The following is an 18,101-nucleotide window of genomic DNA, read 5'->3' on the forward strand; positions in this document are numbered from 1 at the left end:
CGCTCTCCTCCACTACTGCCCCGGCGCCGCCGCCTCCAGCTCCGCCACCGTGCCCGACATCACCGTCCGGATGTGGCGCGTGAGGTGTTCCGCCGGCCAGTCCCACCAGGCCACCGCCAGCAGGCGTGCGATGTCCGCCTCCTCGTAGCGGGTACGGATCAGGCGGGCCGGGTTGCCGCCGACGATGCCGTAGTCCGGGACGTCCGAGACGACCACGGACCGGGCGCTGACGATCGCGCCGTGACCGATGCGGACGCCCGGCATGATCACCGCCTCGTAGCCGATCCAGACGTCGTTGCCGATCACCGTGTCACCCCGGTCGGGGAGGCCCGTCAGCAGGTCGAAGTGGTCGGTCCAGGAGCCGCCGAGCGTGGGGAAGGGGAACGTGGACGGGCCGTCCATCCGGTGGTTGGAGCCGTTCATGATGAACCGCACCCCCGTCGCCAGCGCGCAGAACTTGCCGATCACCAGGCGCTCCGGACCGTAGTGGTACAGCACGTTGCGGGTCTCGAACTCCGTGGCATGCTCGGGGTCGTCGTAGTACGAGTGGTCACCGACCTCGATCAGCTCCGAGGTGACCAGCGGTTTCAGCTGGACCACGCGCGGCTGGCCGGGCATCGGGTGCAGGACGGTGGGGTCCGCCGGGACGGGCGCGGGGGCAGAACTCATGACCTCATCGTGGCATCCGGGCCCGCTGATCCGCCGATAATTTCGGCCCGACCGCCCCTCGCGACGTCACCGCGCTACGCCACCCCGCCCCGGCCCCCCACCCGGAACGGCTCCCCTCGCGACCAGTCGGCCGCCACGCCCCGCATCACCAGCGCGCTGTCCAGCACCGCGCTGCCCGGCGGGAAGCGGTCCAGGTCCTCGAAGAAGGAGGAGCGGACGTGGCGCGGGCGTCCCGCCGTCACCTTCCAGGCGTCCGTGGACAGTTCGAGGACGTCCAGGTGCGTGCCGCCCGCGTTGGGGGAGAGGCCCCGGCTGCCCCGGCGGAAGAACTCCGACGCCTCCGCCAGGTCCGCGAACAGGCCGCTGCCGCGCAGGTCCTCGGCCGGTTCCACCGTGGCGTCCACCTCCACCTCGCCGTCCCGGGCCGCGAAGGCCACCCGTACGGCGTCGGGGTCCTCCCGCACGGTGAAGTCCGCGCGGCCGTGCTCGCCCGGGTAGATCCGGCCGCCCGCGAAGGCGTTCAGGCGGGAGGCGGTGTCGCGGCGAGGGATGTACACGCCCTGCTCGACGCCGTCCGGGCCGTCCCACTCGACGGCGATCCGGTGCGCCGCGTTCTCGCTGGTCAGGCCGGTCGCGGCCGGGGCCCACACGGGGCGGACGCCGCCGATCCGGAGCAGGCAGATACCGGCCACCGCCTGGCCGCGCACCAGTTGGGGCCGCAGTGGCGCGGGCAGCAGGGTCGCCGCGACGTGCGGGTCCACCCGGTAGTTCACCAGGAGGCGGCGCTCGATGACGCTGGAGAGCCGGGAACGGATCACGAGGCGTCTCCTTCCGGTGCGGAGCGCCACGTGGTGTTGCGGAGCACGATCTGCTCGGGGCAGACCGTGCTGAGGAAACGGCCCACGCACAGCGCCAGCCGGTCCTGGGCGAGCGAATAGAGGATGCGGTTGGCGTCCCGGCGCTCCGTGACGAGCCCGGCCCCCTTCAGTACCCCCAAGTGGCGCGAGATGGACGGAGCGCTGATCGAGAACCGGCTCGCGATCTCCCCGGCGGCCAGTTCGCCGCCCCGCAGGTCCTCCAGAATCTGGCGCCGGGTGGGATCGGCGAGCGCGCGGAAGGCGCTCGCCTCGTCATCGGGCGGAGCGGCGGCCGGAACGGCGGGTGATTCCATGGGTGCATGTTTAGCACATGAGCTAAACAGCTAAGGAGTCGGCAGGGGAGAGCCCCCGCGAGTCACGTCCTCGCGGGGGCTCTCCGTTCATCCGCCTGCCTGAGTGAAGGTTGAGAAGACGATCACGAGGCAGGACGATTCGGGCGGGCCGGCGTCGCTCAGGGGGCGAGCAGCAGCACGTCCGCGCGCTCCTTGGCGGCGGCGTAACGCTTCGCCACGTCCTGCCAGTTGACGACCTGCCACATCGCCTCGATGAAGTCCACCTTCTGGTTCTTGTACTGCAGGTAGAAGGCGTGCTCCCAGGCGTCGAAGACGAGGATCGGGACCGAGCCCTGGCCGACGTTGCCCTGGTGGTCGTAGACCTGCTCGACGATCAGCTTGCCGCTGACGGGCTCGTACGCGAGCACGCCCCAGCCCGAACCCTGCGTGGTGGCCGCGGCTTTCGTCAGCTGGGACTTGAAGCCCGCGTAGGAGCCGAAGGACTCGGTGATCGCGTCGGCGAGGTCGCCCACGCCGTCCGCCGCGAGGGGCTCGCCGCCGCCGTCGCCGGTCATGTTGTGCCAGTAGATCGAGTGCAGGATGTGGCCGGAGAGGTGGAACGCGAGGTTCTTCTGGAGGCCGTTGATCGCTCCCCAGGCCTCCTTGTCGCGGGCCTCTTCCAGCTGCTCCAGGGTGTCGTTCGCACCCTTGACGTACGCGGCGTGGTGCTTGTCGTGGTGCAGCTCGATGATCTGCGGATTGATGACCGGTTCGAGCGCCGCGTAGTCGTACGGGAGTTCCGGGAGCGTGTACGTGGCCATGGTTCGAACCCTCCGACTGCTGGGAATGCCGTCCAGTTGTTATTGCAATCTATATGCAGAAGCAGGCTAACAGCAGGACGGTCCGTCAGGTGATCAGCCCTTCGGCCTAGGACCGGCGACCCCGCCCTTCCTCCGTTTTGTCGCGGAAAGGTGATTTGCTCCTACTTCCGTGCTGCGTACGCCGTCGCGCGTGTTTGGTCCCGTCGTTCCGGGGGACCCGGCCCAGCAGCCGGGCGGCCGGTGCCGGGACCGCGTGCGCGCCGCCCGCAGCCCGCCCACCCCGCTGACCAGGAGGACTCGATGGCACCCCCCAACGCCCCCGAAGCGACGGACGGCCCGGACCGTGGCCGTGATCCACGACTGGCCCCGCCCCTGGCCGGGGCGGCGGGCTGGGGGCCGCTCGACGTCCGCGCCGTCGACACCGTGCGGGCGCTGGCCGCCGACGCGGTGCAGAAGGCGGGGCACGGTCACCCGGGCACCGCGATGAGTCTGGCCCCGCTGGCGTACCTGCTGTTCCAGCAGGTGATGCGGCACGACCCGGCCGACGAGCAGTGGATCGGCCGGGACCGCTTCGTGCTCTCCTGCGGCCACTCCAGCCTCACCCTCTACATCCAGCTCTACCTGAGCGGGTACGGGATGGAGCTGGACGACCTGAAGGCGCTCCGCACCTGGGGGTCCACCACCCCCGGCCACCCCGAGTACCGCCACACGCGGGGTGTCGAGATCACCACCGGGCCGCTCGGCCAGGGGCTGGCCTCCGCCGTCGGCATGGCCATGGCGGGCCGCCGGGAGCGCGGGCTCCTCGACCCCGACGCGCCCGCCGGCACCAGCCCCTTCGACCACCACGTGTACGTCGTCGCCTCCGACGGCGACCTGATGGAGGGCGTGACGTCCGAGGCCAGTTCGCTGGCCGGACACCAGGAACTCGGCAACCTGATCGTCTTCTACGACTCCAACCACATCTCCATCGAGGACGACACCGACATCTCCTTCAGCGAGGACGTCACCGCCCGCTACGCCGCGTACGGCTGGCACGTCCAGACGGTGGACTTCACCCGGACCGGTGACTACGTCGAGGACGTCGACGCCCTGCTCGCCGCCGTCGAGGCCGCGAAGAGCGAGAACGGCCGACCCTCCCTGATCCTGCTCCGCACGATCATCGGCTGGCCCGCGCCCACGAAGCAGAACACCGGCAAGGCGCACGGCTCCGCGCTCGGCGACGACGAGGTCGCCGCCACGAAGCGGCTGCTCGGCTTCGACCCGGACGCCGACTTCACCGTCGAGGACGACGTCCTGGAGCACGCCCGCGCGGTCGTCGAGCGGGGTGCCTCGGCCCACCGTGCCTGGGAGCCCCGCTACCAGGTGTGGCGCGCCTCCCACCCCGAGCGCGCCGCACTCCTCGACCGGCTGCGGGAACAGCGGCTCCCGGAGGGCTGGACCGACAGCCTGCCCGTCTTCGACGCCGACCCCAAGGGCATCGCCACCCGCAAGGCATCCGGTGACGTGCTCACCGCGCTGGCCCCCGTGCTGCCCGAGCTGTGGGGCGGTTCGGCCGACCTCGCGGGGAGCAACAACACCACCATGGAGGGCGAGCCGTCCTTCGTGCCGGAGTCCAAGCAGACGGGCGAGTTCCCCGGCAACCCGTACGGCCGCACGCTCCACTTCGGCATCCGCGAGCACGCCATGGGCGCGATCCTCAACGGCATCGCGCTCCAGAGCCTCACCCGGCCCTACGGCGGTACGTTCCTGATCTTCAGCGACTACATGCGCCCGGCCGTCCGGCTCGCCGCCCTGATGAAGCTGCCGGTCACCTACGTCTGGACCCACGACTCCATCGGCCTCGGCGAGGACGGCCCCACCCACCAGCCCGTCGAGCAACTGGCCGCACTCCGCGCCGTCCCCGGCCTCGACGTCGTACGGCCCGCCGACGCGAACGAGACCTCCGTCTGCTGGCGCACCGTCCTGGAGCACCACGACCGGCCCGCCGGTCTCGCCCTGACCCGGCAGCCGCTGCCGGTCCTGGAGCGGGGTGAGGGCGACGGCGCGTACGCCTCCGCCGAAGGGGCCGCCCGAGGCGGATACGTGCTCGCCGACAGCCGGGGCGACACCCCGGACGTCATCCTCGTCGGCACCGGCTCCGAGGTCCACATCGCCCTGGAAGCCCGGGAGTTGCTGGCCGCGGACGGGATCGACGCGCGCGTGGTCTCGATGCCCTGCCGGGAGTGGTTCACCGGCCAGCCGTACGCCTACCAGGACAGGGTGCTGCCGCCCGAGGTGCGGGCCCGGGTGAGCGTCGAGGCGGCCGTCGCCCAGGGCTGGCGGGACGTGGTGGGCGACGCGGGCCGCATCGTCAGCCTGGAGCACTTCGGCGCGTCCGCCGCCTACCAGCGCCTGTACGAGGAGTTCGGCATCACCCCCGACGCGGTCGCCGAAGCCGCCCGGGACAGCGTCCGCGCGGCGGCCGGCCCCGTCCGGCCCGGCGGGGAGCGCTCCGGCGCGGCCCCGGACGAGGGCGGTACCGGGGACGCCGGCTAGATCTCCGCCTGCCGGAAGAGCCGAGGGGCGGGTCGTCCACCGGGCTCCGACCCGCCGGAGTCCCGGGGCGTGTCTGCCAGGCCCCGGCATCACGGAGGTCCCGGCGGGTGAGTCGACCTGGGCCTCTGCCCGGCCGAAGGCCCGGTGTCTGTCTTCGTCAGGCCCGCCCCACCGAGGCCTCGGCGGGGGAGTCGTCCCGGGCCTTCGTCCCGCCGGAGGCCCGGAGCACGTTGGGCCAGGGCCCCGCGCCGTCGACGTCCCGGCCGGGGCGTCGACGGCGCGGCCGACACCCCGGCCCGCCGGAGTCCGGGGCGCGGCCGGCCAGGACCCCGGCCCCGCTCGCCGGGCGGGCTCCGCCCAGCGCGTCAGCTGCCGGGGCCCGCCGGCCGGGCAGCGCCCCGCTACCCCCGCAGGTCTTCCCGGGCCTGCACCGCGATGTCCGGGAAGTCCGTGACCACCGCGTCCACGCCCTGCCCGTAGTGGAAGGCGTACTCCGCGAACGCGTCGCCGAAGGCGTTCGGGTCGGCGCCCCGGCGGTACGCGGCGGGGAGGTACCGGTTCTCCGCCCGGAAGGTGTACGCGCCGACCTTCAGGCCCGCCGCGTGGGCGTCCGCCAGCAGGGTGTTCGGCGGGACCAGCGAGGACTTGTCCGGGCCGATCCAGTCGGCGTACGAAGCGATCTCGCGCAGCCCGGCCGGGGTCATCATGTCCCGGTAGGCGGTCCCGTGCCCGTACGGGCCGCCGCTCGTGCCCAGCGCCTGCCACAGCGGGAGGCCGAGACGGGCGGCGGCCACCCGGCGCAGGCTGCCGGGCTCGAAGGACTGCACGACGCAGTCCCGGGCGGTCAGCCGGTTGCGGCGGATCACCCGGATCAGCTCCTCCTCCAGCGGCAGCCCGATCGAGCGGAAGTACGTCGGGTGCTTCGTCTCCGGGAACACCGCGATCCGCCGCCCCGCCTCCCGCGACAGCCGCCGGGCCAGGTCCACGACCTCCTGGAACGTCATCACCCGGCCCCGTCCGTCGAAGACCGTGTTGCGGTTCCGGACCAGCGGCAGCCGCTCCACCGCGCCCAGCGTCCGCAGCTCGCGCAGGGTGAAGTCCTCGGTGAACCACCCGGTCACGTCCCTGCCGTCGACCGTCTTCGTGGTGCGGCGGTCCGCGAACTCCGGACGGTCGGCGACGTCCGTCGTCCCGCCGATCTCGTTCTCGTGCCGCACGACCAGGACGTGGTCCTTCGTCGGTACGAGGTCCGGCTCGATCCAGTCGGCCCCGGCCCGTACGGCGTAGGTGTACGCGTCGGCGGTGTGCTCGGGCCGCCAGCCCGCCGCTCCGCGATGCCCGATGACCAGGGGGCCCGACGGGCGGTGGGGGCGACGGTCGCCGAGGGGGGCTGCGACGGCCGGGACGGTGGCCGCGGCGGTGACGGCAGCGGTGGCCAGGAGGATCGAACGGCGCCTGGGAGCAACGGACATGACGACTCCTCGGGTCGGGTGAGCCATCACGGAAGCGAGAACGGGTGACGGCCGGGGGTACGGAGCCGGGCCCCGCGATGTCCTGTCGGCCACGGATGCGCGGTGCCCCGGCGCCGGGGCCCGGCACCGGAGCGGGAGAAACCCGAAAACCTGCGATGCCGGGAACGCGGAGAGGAGGCAGCGCCGCGACGCCGGGAATCCCGGAACTCCGAGAAGCGCCGCAATGCCGGAGGACCGAGCCCCCTGCAAAGCCCGATCGCTGCACCGCCGGAACACCGGGAACCCTGCAAACCCGGAAGACCGGAACGCCGGGCCCCGCCCCGATCGTACGAGGAGGAGCCCGGCGTTCGTGGAAACCGTGCGGGGGCTGCGTGGCGGCCGTGCCGCAAGCCCGGGGTGGGCGGGAGCCGCGCGGCGGCCGTCCCGTAAGGCGACGAGGGAGCCGTGCGGCAGCCGTGCCGCGGCTACTGCCGCTGCGCCGGGATCCCGGCCTCGGCCTCCGTGCCGCCAGCGGAGCCCGTGCCGTCGTCGGTTCCCGCGTCGCCCCGTCGCCGGCGCAGCAGGCCGAGGCCGATCAGCACCACGGTCAGCGCGCCCGTCGCCAGCAACTGGTCACGGGTTCCCGGCTGGCGCAGCATCAGCAGGAAGATGCCCGCCATGGCCGTCAGCGCGACGATCGTCCCGATGGGGAAGAACCACATCCGCACGACCAGCGTTTCCGGAGCCTCCCGCTCCGTGCGCCGGCGCAGGATCAGCTGCGAGACCGCGATGAAGATCCACACCACCAGGATCACCGCGCCGATCATGTTCAGCAGCCAGGGGAAGACGTCGTCGGGACGCCAGTAGCTGAGCAGCACGCACAGGAAGCCGAAGACCGAGGAGAACAGCACCGCGTTGCGGGGCACCCCGGACGAGATCCTGCCGAGTACGGCGGGGCCCTGGCCGCGGGCGACCAGCGAGCGGGCCATGCGGGACGCACCGTAGATGTTGGCGTTCATCGCGGAGAGCAGCGCGATGAGGATGACCACGTTCATGATCTGTGCCGCGCTGCCGACGCCCAGGTGGTCGAGCATCGCGTAGAACGGGCCGACCTCGGCCACCTTCGGGTCGTCCCACGGGACCAGCGTGACGATGACCGCCATCGAGCCGATGTAGAAGACCGCGATGCGCCACATCGCCGTACGGACCGCCTTCGCGACGCCCTGCACCGGGTTCTCGGACTCGGCCGCCGCGATGGTGACGGTCTCCAGGCCGCCGTACGCGAAGACGGAGGCGAGGAGCCCGATGATGAAGCCGTCCATGCCCTTCGGGAGGAATCCGCCGTCCCCCGTGAGGTTGGAGAGACCGGGCGCGTCCGTGTCGGGCAGCACGCCGAAGATCGCGAGCAGCCCGAGCACCAGGAACAGCGTGATCGCGATGACCTTGAGCGCGGCGAACCAGAACTCGAACTCGCCGAAGTTCTTCACAGCGGCCAGGTTCGTGCCCAGGAAGACCACCATGAACAGCGCGACCCAGGCCCACTCCGGGGTCCCCGGCAGCCAGCCGCTGACGATCTGCGCGGCGCCGATGCCCTCCAGGCCCACGGCGACGCAGAGCAGGAACCAGAAGGACCACCCCACGGTGAACCCGGCCCACGGGCCGATCGCCCGCTCCGCGTGCACGGAGAAGGAGCCGGATGCCGGGTTGGCGGCCGACATCTCGCCGAGCATGCGCATCACCATCATGACGAGCAGCCCGGAAATGGCGTACGCGACGATGATCGAGGGACCGGCGGCGGCGATCCCGGCGCCCGAGCCGACGAAGAGCCCGGCGCCGATCACCCCGCCGAGAGCGATCATCGAGAGGTGACGCTGCTTGAGGCCGTGGGTGAGAGCGGAGTCCGCCGAGGGCCCTGCGGGGGCCGCGGAGCCGGCGGTGGGGGGAGACGCGGAGGTCCGAGGCATGGACGAGCTCTGTTCGCTGGATGAGGCGGGGGGACGAACCGACAGTCTGAGCACCTGGACCGCTGATAGGGAATGGCTGTCCGCTATACGGTCACCAGGCTCACACAAGGTGCATACGCGCCTACCGATCGGTCAACGAGATGTGTGCGCGCTCACTGGTCGGTCAACGAGGCGGTGCGTACCCACTGGTCGGTCAACGAGGCGGTGCGTACCCACTGGTCGGTCAACGAGGTGAGCGTGCTCACCGGTCGGTCAACGAGGTGAGCGTGCTCACCGGTCGGTCAACGAGGTGAGCGTGCTCACCGGTCGGTCAACGAGGCGAGCGCGTACCCACCGGTCGGTGTCATGAGGCGTACGCGTGCCTTCCGGTCGGTCACGAGGGCGTACGCGCGCCTACCGGTCGGTCCACGCCGGGGCCTCGGGCTCATGCGCGCGGGACCGCTGACGTTCCCGCCACTCGCGCCCCACCGCCACCAGCAGCACCAGGGCCGTCGCCCCGGCCGACCACAGCACCTGCGGCCGGGCCGCGTCGTCGGTCAGCATCAGCAGCAGCACGCCCGACAGTCCGGCCAGCGTCACCCAGGTCAGATACGGGAAGCACCACATCCGCAGCGCCAGAGCGTCGGGAGCCTCCTCCTCCAGCCGGGCGCGCAGCCGCAACTGGGAGGCGGCGATCAGCGCCCAGACGAACAGGAGGACCGCGCCGACCGAGTTGAGCAGGTAGAGGAACACGGTGTCGGGCCACAGCAGATTGAGCAGGACGGAGACGAAGCCGAAGGCCACCGACGCCAGCACCGCCCGCCGGGGCACACCGCCCCGCTCGCCCCGGGCGTCACGGGAACCGTCCGCCCCTTCCTGAACGCCGCCGGCGCCTGAGGCACCGCCGGAACCGGCGCTCTCCGCGGGCCCGCCCGAGACCTTCAGCAGCCCGCGGGGCGCCTCCCCGCGCTCCGCCAGGGAGAAGACCATGCGGGAGGAGCCGTACAGATTGGCGTTGAGGGCGGAGAGCAGCGCCACGAACACCACGATGTTCATGATCTGACCGGCCGACGGCACCCCGATCGTGTCCAGCACCTTCACATACGGGCTCAGCCCGGCCTGCTGCGCGGTCCACGGCAGTACGGTCACGATCACCAGCATCGAGCCGACGTAGAAGAAGAGGATGCGCACCACCGCGCTGCGCACCGCCCGCCCCACCGCGCGCGCCGGGTCGTCCGTCTCGGCGGCGGCGATCGTGACGACCTCCAGGCCGCCGAAGGCGAACACCACGGTCAGCACGCCGGAGACGACCCCGCTCCAGCCGTTGGGCAGAAAGCCGCCCTGCCCGGTCAGGTTGGTCAGCCCGACCGGTTCGGTGTCCGGGAGCAGGCCGAAGACCGCCAGCCCGCCGAGCACCAGGAAGACCACGATCGCGCCGACCTTCAGGGACGCGAACCAGAACTCGAACTCGCCGAAGTTCTTCACCGCCGTCAGGTTCGCCACGGTGAAGACCACCATGAACACCAGCACCCACGCCCACGGTTCGACACCCGGCACCCAGCCGTGGGCGATCTGCGCCGCCGCCGTCGCCTCCACGGCGAGGACCACCACCAGCAGGAACCAGTACAGCCAGCCGACGGTGAACCCGGCCCACCGCCCGAGCGCCCGCTCGGCGTGCACGGAGAACGCACCGGAGGCGGGCATCGCGGCGGACATCTCGCCCAGCATCCGCATCACCAGCATCGCGAGCGCCCCCGCGATCAGATACGAGACGACGATCGCCGGTCCCGCCACCGCGATCCCGGCACCCGAACCCACGAACAGGCCCGCCCCGATTACGCCGCCCAGCCCCAGCATCGTCAGATGGCGCTGTTTGAGCCCGTGCGACAGCGGCTCGGCGGGGGCGGCCGGGGAGGTGGCGGGAGAAGCGGGAGAGGCGGCGGGAGAAGCGGGGGGAGCCTCGTGCATGGGTGCGGTTCACTCTCGGATGTTTTATGGGGAACCTACAGTCTGAGGCCGCAGTCCCTCTCCCGCCAAAACCGACTGCCACCGGCCCGAACTCCGTGACGAGCGTCACGCGAGGGTGCGATTGCGCAGCAGGCTTTGTGTGAAACCCACCAACCCGTCAACCACCGCTTTGTGGGCGGCTGATGGTGAACGAGCGTTGACCCGTGGGCTAACGTCGGCGGGAGTCCGACCCACCCCGACCGCCGGGGGCCGCCCCGGCCCACCTGCCCTCACCCGCGGAGTCCCGATGAGCACTGTTGCCGCCCCCGTCCGCTCCGGAGCGGTCCTCGCCGACCTACTTCCCGCAGCCCGGAACCGCTACGCCGTGGACGCGGCCCTCGTCCTCGGCGGCGCGGCCCTGACCGGCATAGCGGCCCAGATCGCCGTTCCGGTGCCCGGTTCCCCGGTCCCGGTCACCGGCCAGACCTTCGCCGCGCTCCTCATCGGCACCGCGCTGGGCGCCCGCCGCGGCTTCCTCTCCCTCGCGCTGTACGCCCTCGTCGGCATGGCCGGCATGCCGTGGTTCGCGGAGGCCAGCTCGGGCTGGAGCATGCCGTCCCTCGGTTACGTCTTCGGCATGCTCCTGGCCGCCACGGTCGTCGGCGCCCTCGCCCGCCGGGGCGGCGACCGCTCCGTGCTGCGCACCGCGGGCACGATGGTCCTCGGCTCCGCCATCATCTACGCGATCGGCGTGCCCTACCTCGCGCTCTCCACCGGGATGTCGGCGAGCGCCGCCGTCGCGGCCGGCCTCACCCCGTTCCTGATCGGCGACGCCCTCAAGGCGGCGCTGGCCATGGGCGTCCTGCCGGCCACCTGGAAGCTGCTGGGCAACCGCGGCTGACACGGTGTCGCCCGGCCCCCGTCAGCGCCTGCCGCGGGTGACCCTGACCCGCTGCCCCTCGTGAGGCCCTTCGAAGAGGCCCGCCGGATCGTACGGGGAGACCGGACCGGCGGCGGGGAGGGGCGAGGGCGGCGGTTCCCCCGACGCCCTCGGGCGCGGAAACCATGAGGGGAGGCTCTCCTCCGATCGCGCTCCGGGCGGTAGGAGGAAGAGCCTTCCCGGTACGAGGAAGAGCCTCCCCGGGGTGGATGAAGAGCCTCCCCGGCACGAGGAAGAGCCTCCCCGAGTTGGAAGAAGAGCCTCCCCGGGATTCCTGACGACCTCCGTCGGGCCTCGGTCACGCGGGGAGGGGTCTCCGGACGCTACATCGTCGCGGCCTTGCGCCCGCGCCGCTCCCGGAACAGCGAGATGCCCACCACCAGCGCCGCCACCAGTAGCGACAGCACGACCTGCTCGCGGGCGGTGTCGTCGGTCAGCATGTAGACCAGGACGAAGGAGATCGCCGCGATCGTCGCCCAGGTCAGGTACGGGAAGAGCCACATCCGTACGACCAGCTTGTCCGGGTCCTCACGCAGGATGATCCCGCGCATCCGCAGCTGGGTGAAGCAGATGACCAGCCACACGAAGAGCGCGACCGCCCCGGATGAGTTCAGCAGGAACTGGAACACCGTGTCCGGCCACTGGTAGTTGAAGAACACCGCCACGAAGCCGAAGACGACCGAGGACAGGATCGCCGCCTGCGGCACACCGCGCTTGTTGACCCGGGCGAAGGACTTCGGCGCGTCGCCCCGCTCGCCGAGCGAGAAGGCCATCCGGGAGGCCGTGTACAGGCCGGAGTTGAGGCAGGACAGCACGGCCGTCAGCACGATGACGTCCATGACGTTGCCGGCCTGCGGGATGCCGATCGAGTCGAGGGCGGCGACATAGCTGCCCTTCTCCAGGATCGAGGGATCGTTCCACGGCAGCAGCGTCAGCACGACGAAGATCGAGCCCAGGTAGAAGACGGCGATACGCCAGATCACGCTGTTGGTGGCCTTCGAGACCGCGCGCTGCGGGTCGGCCGACTCACCGGCGGCCAGCGTCACGATCTCACTGCCCATGAACGAGAACACGACCATCAGCACACCGGTCAGGACCGCGCCCGGCCCCTCGGGGAAGAACCCGCCGCTGTCCGTCAGATGGGCCAGGCCCGACCCCGGGTTGTCCGAACCGGGCAGCAGCCCGAAGACCGCGAGGAAACCGACGGCCACGAACGCGGCGATCGCCACGACCTTGATCCCGGCGAACCAGAACTCGAACTCGCCGTAACTGCCCACCGAGACCAGGTTGGTGATGGTCAGCACGACCATCACGATCAGAGCCCAGGCCCACTGGGGCACGCCCGGGATCCAGCTCTCCAGGATCTTCGCGCCCGCCGTCGCCTCGACGGCGAGCACCACGACCCAGAAGAACCAGTAGAGCCAGCCGATGGAGAAACCGGCCCAACGGCTGAGCGCCTGGTCGGCGTAGGCGGAGAAGGAGCCGGAGCTGGGCCGGGCGGCGGCCATCTCGCCGAGCATCCGCATCACGAGAACGACCATCAGACCGACCATCGCGTACGAGATCAGGATCGCCGGACCGGCGGCAGCGATGCCCGCGCTCGATCCCACGAAGAGTCCGGCGCCGATCACGCCGCCGATCGCGATCATCGAGAGGTGGCGGTTCTTCAGGCCTGCCTGAAGCCCGCCCGACGAGTCCGGCCGGTCCGGCTCACCGGGCTCCTGGCCCGGCCTCACCAGCGTCGTCTGCGACGTCATGGGGGGAAATCCTTACGTGTTCGAGCATGAGGGTGTGCCCTGCTCCGCCGTGGGGTGGTGCCCGTGGGGTGTGCGGAGACAAGGCCACGCATTCAAGCCCGATCCAAGGCAGAAGGGGAACCCCCTCTTTCGGATCGTTTGCCAATTCATTGCCCGAGTGGTGTTCGCCACACAAAAGCGGTCCCAGGCCTGCGAATCATCGAATCGGGCCTTTCGCCCCCGCGGGCAGCCGCCCCGCGAAGTTCGTGCCACACTTCGCACCATGCGCGTGTACCTCGGATCCGACCATGCCGGCTACGAACTCAAGAACCACCTCGTCGAGTGGCTCGGCGCTCACGGCCACGAGGCCGTCGACTGCGGCCCCCACATCTACGACGCCCAGGACGACTACCCGCCGTTCTGCCTGCGGGCCGCCGAGAAGACGGCCGCCGACCCGGACAGCCTCGGCATCGTGATCGGCGGCTCCGGCAACGGCGAGCAGATCGCCGCCAACAAGGTCAAGGGCGTCCGCGCCGCACTGGCCTGGAGCGAGCAGACCGCCGCCCTCGGCCGCGAGCACAACAACGCCAACGTCGTCGCGATCGGCGGCCGGATGCACACGGTCGAGGAGTCGACGAAGTTCGTCGAGATCTTCCTCTCCACGCCGTACTCGAACGAGGAGCGCCACACGCGCCGCATCGAGATGCTCTCGGCGTACGAGAACACCGGCGAGCTCCCCGATCCCGGCCCACCACCCCCAGCAGGGCTGACCCCCCTCCCACCCCCTTCCGTGCCGCCACCAGCACACCTCGCAGGAGCCCCGCCGTGCCCGAGGGACACACCATCCGCCGCCTCGCCGACGACCACGCCGAACGTTTCGCGGGCGCACCGGTCCGGGTCAGCAGTCCGCAGGGGAAGTTCTCCGACAGCGCGGCCCTGCTCGACGGGCGCACCCTCACCGTCACCGACGCCCACGGCAAACACCTCTTCCTCGGCTTCGGGGACACCGGCTGGGTCCACATCCACCTCGGACTCTTCGGCAAGCTCGGCTTCGGCGCCGCCCCGCCCCCGCCGCCCACCGACACCGTCCGCCTCCGCCTGGCCAACACCGGCCACTATGCGGATCTGCGCGGCCCCACCACCTGCGCCCTGATCACCGAGCCCGAGAAGCGCGCGATACACGAGCGCCTGGGACCGGACCCGCTGCGCGGCGACGAGGACGGGGAGCGCGCCTGGCGGCGGATCTCCCGCAGCCGGACCACCATCGCCGCTCTCCTGATGGACCAGAAGGTCATCGCGGGCGTCGGCAACGTCTACCGCGCCGAGGTCCTCTTCCGCCACGGCATCGACCCGTACCGCCCGGGCCGCGACCTCACCCGCGCCGAGTGGGACACGATCTGGGCGGACCTGGCGGAGCTCATGCGCGAGGGCGTCCGCACCAACCGCATCGACACCGTGCGCCCCGAGCACCTCCCCGAGGCCATGGGCCGCCCGCCCCGCAAGGACGACCACGGCGGCGAGGTCTACGTCTACCGCCGCGCGAACCTGCCCTGCCACATCTGCGGTACGGAGATCCGCACCGCGGACCTGGTCTCCCGCAACCTCTTCTGGTGCCCGCGGTGCCAGCCCACGGGTCCGTCCGGCGGCGGAGAAGGCTGAAACCCGCCCGAAGAAGGCCGGCGGGAACGCGTGGACGACCCCATTTCGAGCGCATTGTCACCGGGGTCCCCCTGCACCGGAGACGCTCGGGTGGATAGGGTCCGGGCAGTGGCCCGTAGCGGAGTGACAGACGACTTCTGGGCCCGGTGGCGAAGAAAGATGCACCGGGCCCGTATCGGGCTGCGCAAATCCGGGGTCGACTACTTCCGCGGCGACGGCTCCGACTGGATCGCCCTGGCCGGTCTGCTGCTCACGATTCCGGCCATCACCCTCGCCACCATGGTCAGCCCGGTCTGGATCGACCCGGCGGCCCTCGCCCTGCCCATCGTGGCGGGCGGCCTTCTGCTGCGCCCCTCCAGTCTGCTGGGGCTGTACGCGACGGCCGCCGGCGCACTGATCATCGAGGCGCTCACCCTCGGCCCGTATCTGGACGGCCCGGCCCGGGTCACCCCCGGCACCGTGCTGGTGGTCGCCGCCTGCGGGTTCTTCGGACTGGTCCTCGCCCAGTTCCGGGCCCGGGTCGGCGTGCCCTGGCGGCGCGGCGGCACGATGCTCTTCGACCTGCGCGAACGCATCCGCATCCAGAGCTCCCTGCCCCGGCTACCCCAGGGCTGGCACCGCGAGATGGCCCTGCGCCCGGCCGGCGGGCAGTCGTTCTCGGGGGACTTCGTCGTCGCGGCCCGCACCCACGGGGGCCGCACCCTGGAAGCCGTCCTCACCGACGTCTCCGGCAAGGGCATGGACGCGGGCTCCCGGGCCCTGCTGCTGTCCGGCGCCTTCGGCGGGCTGCTCGGCTCGCTGCCCCCACACGCCTTCCTGCCCGCCGCCAACGGCTATCTGCTGCGCCAGGACTGGGACGAGGGGTTCGCCACCTCCATCCACCTGGTGCTGGACCTGGAGTCGGGCGACTACGAGATCTACTCCGCGGGCCATCCGCCCGCCCTCCAACTGCACGCGGGCAGCGGCCAGTGGGAGGAGAAGTCGGGCGAGGGGCCCCTGCTCGGCGTCTACGACGGGGCCGAGTTCGACGCGGTGAAGGGGTCGCTCGCCCCGGGCGACGTCCTGATGCTGTTCACCGACGGTCTGGTGGAGGCCTCCGACCGGGACATCGCCGAGGGCATCGACCGGCTGACGGGCGAGGCCGACCGCTACGTCCCGACCGGCTTCGAGGGCGCGGCCTGGCACCTGATCGAGGCCTGCGCCAAGGACGTCAACGACGACCGGGCGCTGCTGCTGCTCTCCCGCCGGGCCTGAGCAGGTCGCCGACGCCGAGCCGGTGCCCGGTCAGGTCGCCATCGGTACCTTCTCCTGATCGCGTTGGCCGTCCTTCTCGCGGCCGCCCGGCAGCACGCGGGCCAGCCAGTGCGAGCGTCCGGCGGCCAGCGGCGCGAGGACGGCGAGCAGGAGGACGTACCCGGCGATGAACGGCGAGAGCCGCTCGTCCAGCCCGGCCGCCGCCGCCATCGTGGCCAGGATGAGCGCGAACTCACCGCGGGCCACCAGCGTGGTGGCGATGTTGGACGTGGCCTGCGCGCCGAAGGAGTACACCTTCGCCGCGGCGAGTCCGGCCGCGATGTTCATGGCGAGCGTCAGGACCACGGCCACCAGTACCGGCCAGAGCACGCTCGGCAGATCACCCGGATCGATGGAGAGGCCGAAGGCGAAGAAGAAGATCGCGCCGAAGGCGTCCCGCAGCGGGTGGACCAGCCTGCGGATGCGGTCGCCCGACGAGGTGGAGCCGAGCATCAGGCCGACCATGAACGCGCCGATCGCGTCGGCGACGCCGAACATCTCCGAGACACCGGCGACGAAGACGGCCGCCCCCAGGAACGAGATGACGAGGAGCTCGTCGTCCTCGGTGTTCATGAGCCTGCCGACGATCTTCGTGCCGAACCGGGCCGCCAGCGCGAGCAGCAGCAGGAAGCCGAAGGCCTTGCCGCCGTCGACCAGCGCGGCCGAGAGGCTGTCGGCGCCGGACAGGATCGGCTGGAGCGCGGCGAGGTACAGGGCGAGGAAGATGTCCTCGACGACGATGATGCCGAGAATCGGGCGGGTCTCCGGATGACCGATGCGCCCGAGGTCCACCAGGATCTTGGTGACGATCGCGGACGAGGAGATGCCGAGGACCCCGGCGAGGACCAGCGACTCCGAGGTGCCCCAGCCCAGCGCGAAGCCGAAGAGGAGACCGGCGCCGACGTTCAGGGCGAGGTACGTCCCGCCCGCGACGGCCATCTTCCGGCCGCCCGTCCTGAGGTCGTCCAGGTGGAACTCGAGCCCCAGGTAGAAGAGCAGGAGGACGAGCCCCAGCGCGGAGAGCATCTCCAGGTCGTGCGGGTTGGACAGGAGCGTGTACCCGGGGGTGTGCGGACCGAGCAGGATCCCGGCCAGGATGAACAGAGGGATCGTCGGCAGCCCGATGCGGCCACCGAGGCGGGCGAGGACGGCAGCGGCCAGGAAGGCGCCGCCCATGGCGAGAAGGGTGTCTGCGTGTCCGATGAGCCTGGTCCTTCGCGGTCGGTCAAGAGCTGGTCAAGGGAGCGTCAATAATCCATCAGTAATTAGTTTACCGAACGATTGACGTTGCAACTGTCCGCTCGTCGATCCATCACCATTGCGGTGACTGTCCTGCTTGTCCCTCTTCTCCCGTTTGCTTCGCAGGTCAACGCCGCTCCGGAAGCGGTGCGTTCGGACCGGCCCCGGGGCGCGGCCGTAGAGTCGCGCCATGACCGAACGGCATCTGGGCGTCTCCGAGGTGGAGGCCATCGCCCGCGCGGCCCATGCGCGGCAGACCGACAAGGCGGGGCGCCCCTACGTGGAGCACCTCGCGGCGGTGGCCGAAGGTGTGCGGGTGCGCGGTGGCGACGACGGGCAGATCGCGGCGGCCTGGCTGCACGACGCGGTCGAGGACGACGCGCTCTCCGCCGAGTGGCTGGCGGGCGCCGCGCTGCCGCAGGAGGTGAAGGACATGGTCCTGGCGGTGACGAAGCGGCCGGGGGAGGAGCTGTCCTCGTACACGGCGCGGATCCTGGCCACCCCGGGCGCGCTGCTCGTCAAAGAAGCGGATCTCGCCCACAACGCGGACCCCGCCCGCCTGGCGGCCTTGGCGGAGCCGGTCCGTACCCGGCTGACGGCGAAGTATGCGCAGGTGCGCGGGCTACTGGGGCTGGTCGACGGAGAATCACCCCCGGACCGAAAGGATTCGGCCAACCCCAGAACGCGCTGATCCACCCACCGACGGGTCGGCGGGTGG

General features: G+C 71.4%; 14 protein-coding genes and 1 pseudogene. 6 read left to right on the forward strand and 9 right to left on the reverse strand.

The window, feature by feature from the left end:
- Positions 1–12: 12 nt before the first annotated feature.
- The 4 genes from KME66_RS23640 to KME66_RS23655 all read right to left on the reverse strand — a co-directional run bounded on the left by KME66_RS23640 (position 13) and on the right by KME66_RS23655 (position 2,640).
- A complete protein-coding gene (locus KME66_RS23640) occupies positions 13–669 on the reverse strand; it encodes a CatB-related O-acetyltransferase (RefSeq protein ID WP_216325670.1) in 657 nt (218 codons plus the stop codon).
- Positions 670–743: 74 nt separating this feature from the next.
- A complete protein-coding gene (locus KME66_RS23645; protein WP_216325672.1) occupies positions 744–1,487 on the reverse strand; it encodes a DUF2071 domain-containing protein in 744 nt (247 codons plus the stop codon).
- The gene (locus tag KME66_RS23650; protein ID WP_216325677.1) at positions 1,484–1,840 is read right to left on the reverse strand and encodes a metalloregulator ArsR/SmtB family transcription factor; all 357 of its coding nucleotides are present in this window, start codon (positions 1,838–1,840) and stop codon (positions 1,484–1,486) included. The genes KME66_RS23645 and KME66_RS23650 overlap by 4 nt, the downstream gene beginning before the upstream one ends.
- A 158-nt stretch (positions 1,841–1,998) precedes the next feature.
- Positions 1,999–2,640, reverse strand: a complete 642-nt coding sequence (locus tag KME66_RS23655; RefSeq protein WP_073216666.1) for a superoxide dismutase — start codon at positions 2,638–2,640, stop codon at positions 1,999–2,001.
- Positions 2,641–2,940: 300 nt separating this feature from the next.
- Here KME66_RS23655 and tkt point away from each other — a divergent pair, with 300 nt between their 5' ends.
- The gene (gene tkt, locus KME66_RS23660) at positions 2,941–5,175 is read left to right on the forward strand and encodes a transketolase (protein WP_216325680.1); all 2,235 of its coding nucleotides are present in this window, start codon (positions 2,941–2,943) and stop codon (positions 5,173–5,175) included.
- Positions 5,176–5,576: 401 nt separating this feature from the next.
- Here the strand turns inward: tkt and KME66_RS23665 are convergent, their stop codons facing one another.
- From KME66_RS23665 to KME66_RS23675, 3 genes are all read right to left on the reverse strand, one after another.
- On the reverse strand, positions 5,577–6,647 hold the full coding sequence (locus KME66_RS23665) for a glycerophosphodiester phosphodiesterase family protein (protein WP_216325684.1): 1,071 nt from the start codon (positions 6,645–6,647) through the stop codon (positions 5,577–5,579).
- Positions 6,648–7,111: 464 nt separating this feature from the next.
- Positions 7,112–8,590: an amino acid permease gene (locus KME66_RS23670; protein ID WP_216325686.1), complete on the reverse strand. Its 1,479-nt coding sequence runs from the start codon at positions 8,588–8,590 to the stop codon at positions 7,112–7,114.
- 393 nt (positions 8,591–8,983) lie between these two features.
- Positions 8,984–10,537: an amino acid permease gene (locus KME66_RS23675; RefSeq protein WP_216325689.1), complete on the reverse strand. Its 1,554-nt coding sequence runs from the start codon at positions 10,535–10,537 to the stop codon at positions 8,984–8,986.
- 286 nt (positions 10,538–10,823) lie between these two features.
- Between KME66_RS23675 and KME66_RS23680 the strand changes: the two genes are divergently transcribed.
- Positions 10,824–11,417 carry a biotin transporter BioY gene (locus KME66_RS23680; RefSeq protein ID WP_216325693.1) on the forward strand — a complete coding sequence of 198 codons (594 nt, stop codon included), beginning with the start codon at positions 10,824–10,826 and terminating at the stop codon, positions 11,415–11,417.
- A gap of 362 nt (positions 11,418–11,779) precedes the next feature.
- On the opposite strand, the gene KME66_RS23685 is transcribed toward KME66_RS23680, so the two are convergent.
- Positions 11,780–13,213, reverse strand: coding sequence for an amino acid permease (locus KME66_RS23685; RefSeq protein WP_216325696.1), 1,434 nt, complete (start codon positions 13,211–13,213; stop codon positions 11,780–11,782).
- A gap of 262 nt (positions 13,214–13,475) precedes the next feature.
- Between KME66_RS23685 and KME66_RS23690 the strand changes: the two are divergent.
- The 3 genes and pseudogenes from KME66_RS23690 (at position 13,476) to KME66_RS23700 (ending at position 16,105) form a co-directional block, all read left to right on the forward strand.
- Positions 13,476–13,962 (forward strand): annotated as a pseudogene (locus KME66_RS23690) (ribose-5-phosphate isomerase).
- Between the two features lie 55 nt (positions 13,963–14,017).
- Positions 14,018–14,851 (forward strand): Fpg/Nei family DNA glycosylase, encoded by an 834-nt coding sequence (locus tag KME66_RS23695; protein ID WP_216325698.1) that lies wholly within the window; start codon positions 14,018–14,020, stop codon positions 14,849–14,851.
- A gap of 159 nt (positions 14,852–15,010) precedes the next feature.
- Complete coding sequence (locus KME66_RS23700) at positions 15,011–16,105, forward strand: PP2C family protein-serine/threonine phosphatase (RefSeq protein ID WP_101927942.1); 1,095 nt, start codon at positions 15,011–15,013, stop codon at positions 16,103–16,105.
- A 30-nt stretch (positions 16,106–16,135) separates the two neighbouring features.
- On the opposite strand, the gene KME66_RS23705 is transcribed toward KME66_RS23700, so the two are convergent.
- Positions 16,136–17,320, reverse strand: a complete 1,185-nt coding sequence (locus tag KME66_RS23705) for a cation:proton antiporter (protein ID WP_216325701.1) — start codon at positions 17,318–17,320, stop codon at positions 16,136–16,138.
- 253 nt (positions 17,321–17,573) lie between these two features.
- Here KME66_RS23705 and KME66_RS23710 point away from each other — a divergent pair, with 253 nt between their 5' ends.
- A complete protein-coding gene (locus KME66_RS23710) occupies positions 17,574–18,074 on the forward strand; it encodes an HD domain-containing protein (protein WP_216325704.1) in 501 nt (166 codons plus the stop codon).
- The last annotated feature ends 27 nt before the right edge of the window (positions 18,075–18,101 follow it).

Source organism: Streptomyces sp. YPW6 (assembly GCF_018866325.1).
Lineage (GTDB): Bacteria > Actinomycetota > Actinomycetes > Streptomycetales > Streptomycetaceae > Streptomyces.

What these genes read in the sequence shown, in the direction of transcription:
- KME66_RS23675 (WP_216325689.1), bottom strand. Translation starts at nt 10,537, where the DNA reads ATGCACGAGGCTCCCCCCGCTTCTCCCGCCGCCTCTCCCGCTTCTCCC.
- KME66_RS23700 (WP_101927942.1), top strand. Translation starts at nt 15,011, where the DNA reads ATGCACCGGGCCCGTATCGGGCTGCGCAAATCCGGGGTCGACTACTTC.
- KME66_RS23640 (WP_216325670.1), bottom strand. Translation starts at nt 669, where the DNA reads ATGAGTTCTGCCCCCGCGCCCGTCCCGGCGGACCCCACCGTCCTGCAC.
- KME66_RS23705 (WP_216325701.1), bottom strand. Translation starts at nt 17,320, where the DNA reads ATGGGCGGCGCCTTCCTGGCCGCTGCCGTCCTCGCCCGCCTCGGTGGC.
- KME66_RS23710 (WP_216325704.1), top strand. Translation starts at nt 17,574, where the DNA reads ATGACCGAACGGCATCTGGGCGTCTCCGAGGTGGAGGCCATCGCCCGC.
- KME66_RS23665 (WP_216325684.1), bottom strand. Translation starts at nt 6,647, where the DNA reads ATGTCCGTTGCTCCCAGGCGCCGTTCGATCCTCCTGGCCACCGCTGCC.
- KME66_RS23650 (WP_216325677.1), bottom strand. Translation starts at nt 1,840, where the DNA reads ATGGAATCACCCGCCGTTCCGGCCGCCGCTCCGCCCGATGACGAGGCG.
- KME66_RS23670 (WP_216325686.1), bottom strand. Translation starts at nt 8,590, where the DNA reads ATGCCTCGGACCTCCGCGTCTCCCCCCACCGCCGGCTCCGCGGCCCCC.
- KME66_RS23655 (WP_073216666.1), bottom strand. Translation starts at nt 2,640, where the DNA reads ATGGCCACGTACACGCTCCCGGAACTCCCGTACGACTACGCGGCGCTC.
- KME66_RS23685 (WP_216325696.1), bottom strand. Translation starts at nt 13,213, where the DNA reads ATGACGTCGCAGACGACGCTGGTGAGGCCGGGCCAGGAGCCCGGTGAG.
- KME66_RS23680 (WP_216325693.1), top strand. Translation starts at nt 10,824, where the DNA reads ATGAGCACTGTTGCCGCCCCCGTCCGCTCCGGAGCGGTCCTCGCCGAC.
- tkt (WP_216325680.1), top strand. Translation starts at nt 2,941, where the DNA reads ATGGCACCCCCCAACGCCCCCGAAGCGACGGACGGCCCGGACCGTGGC.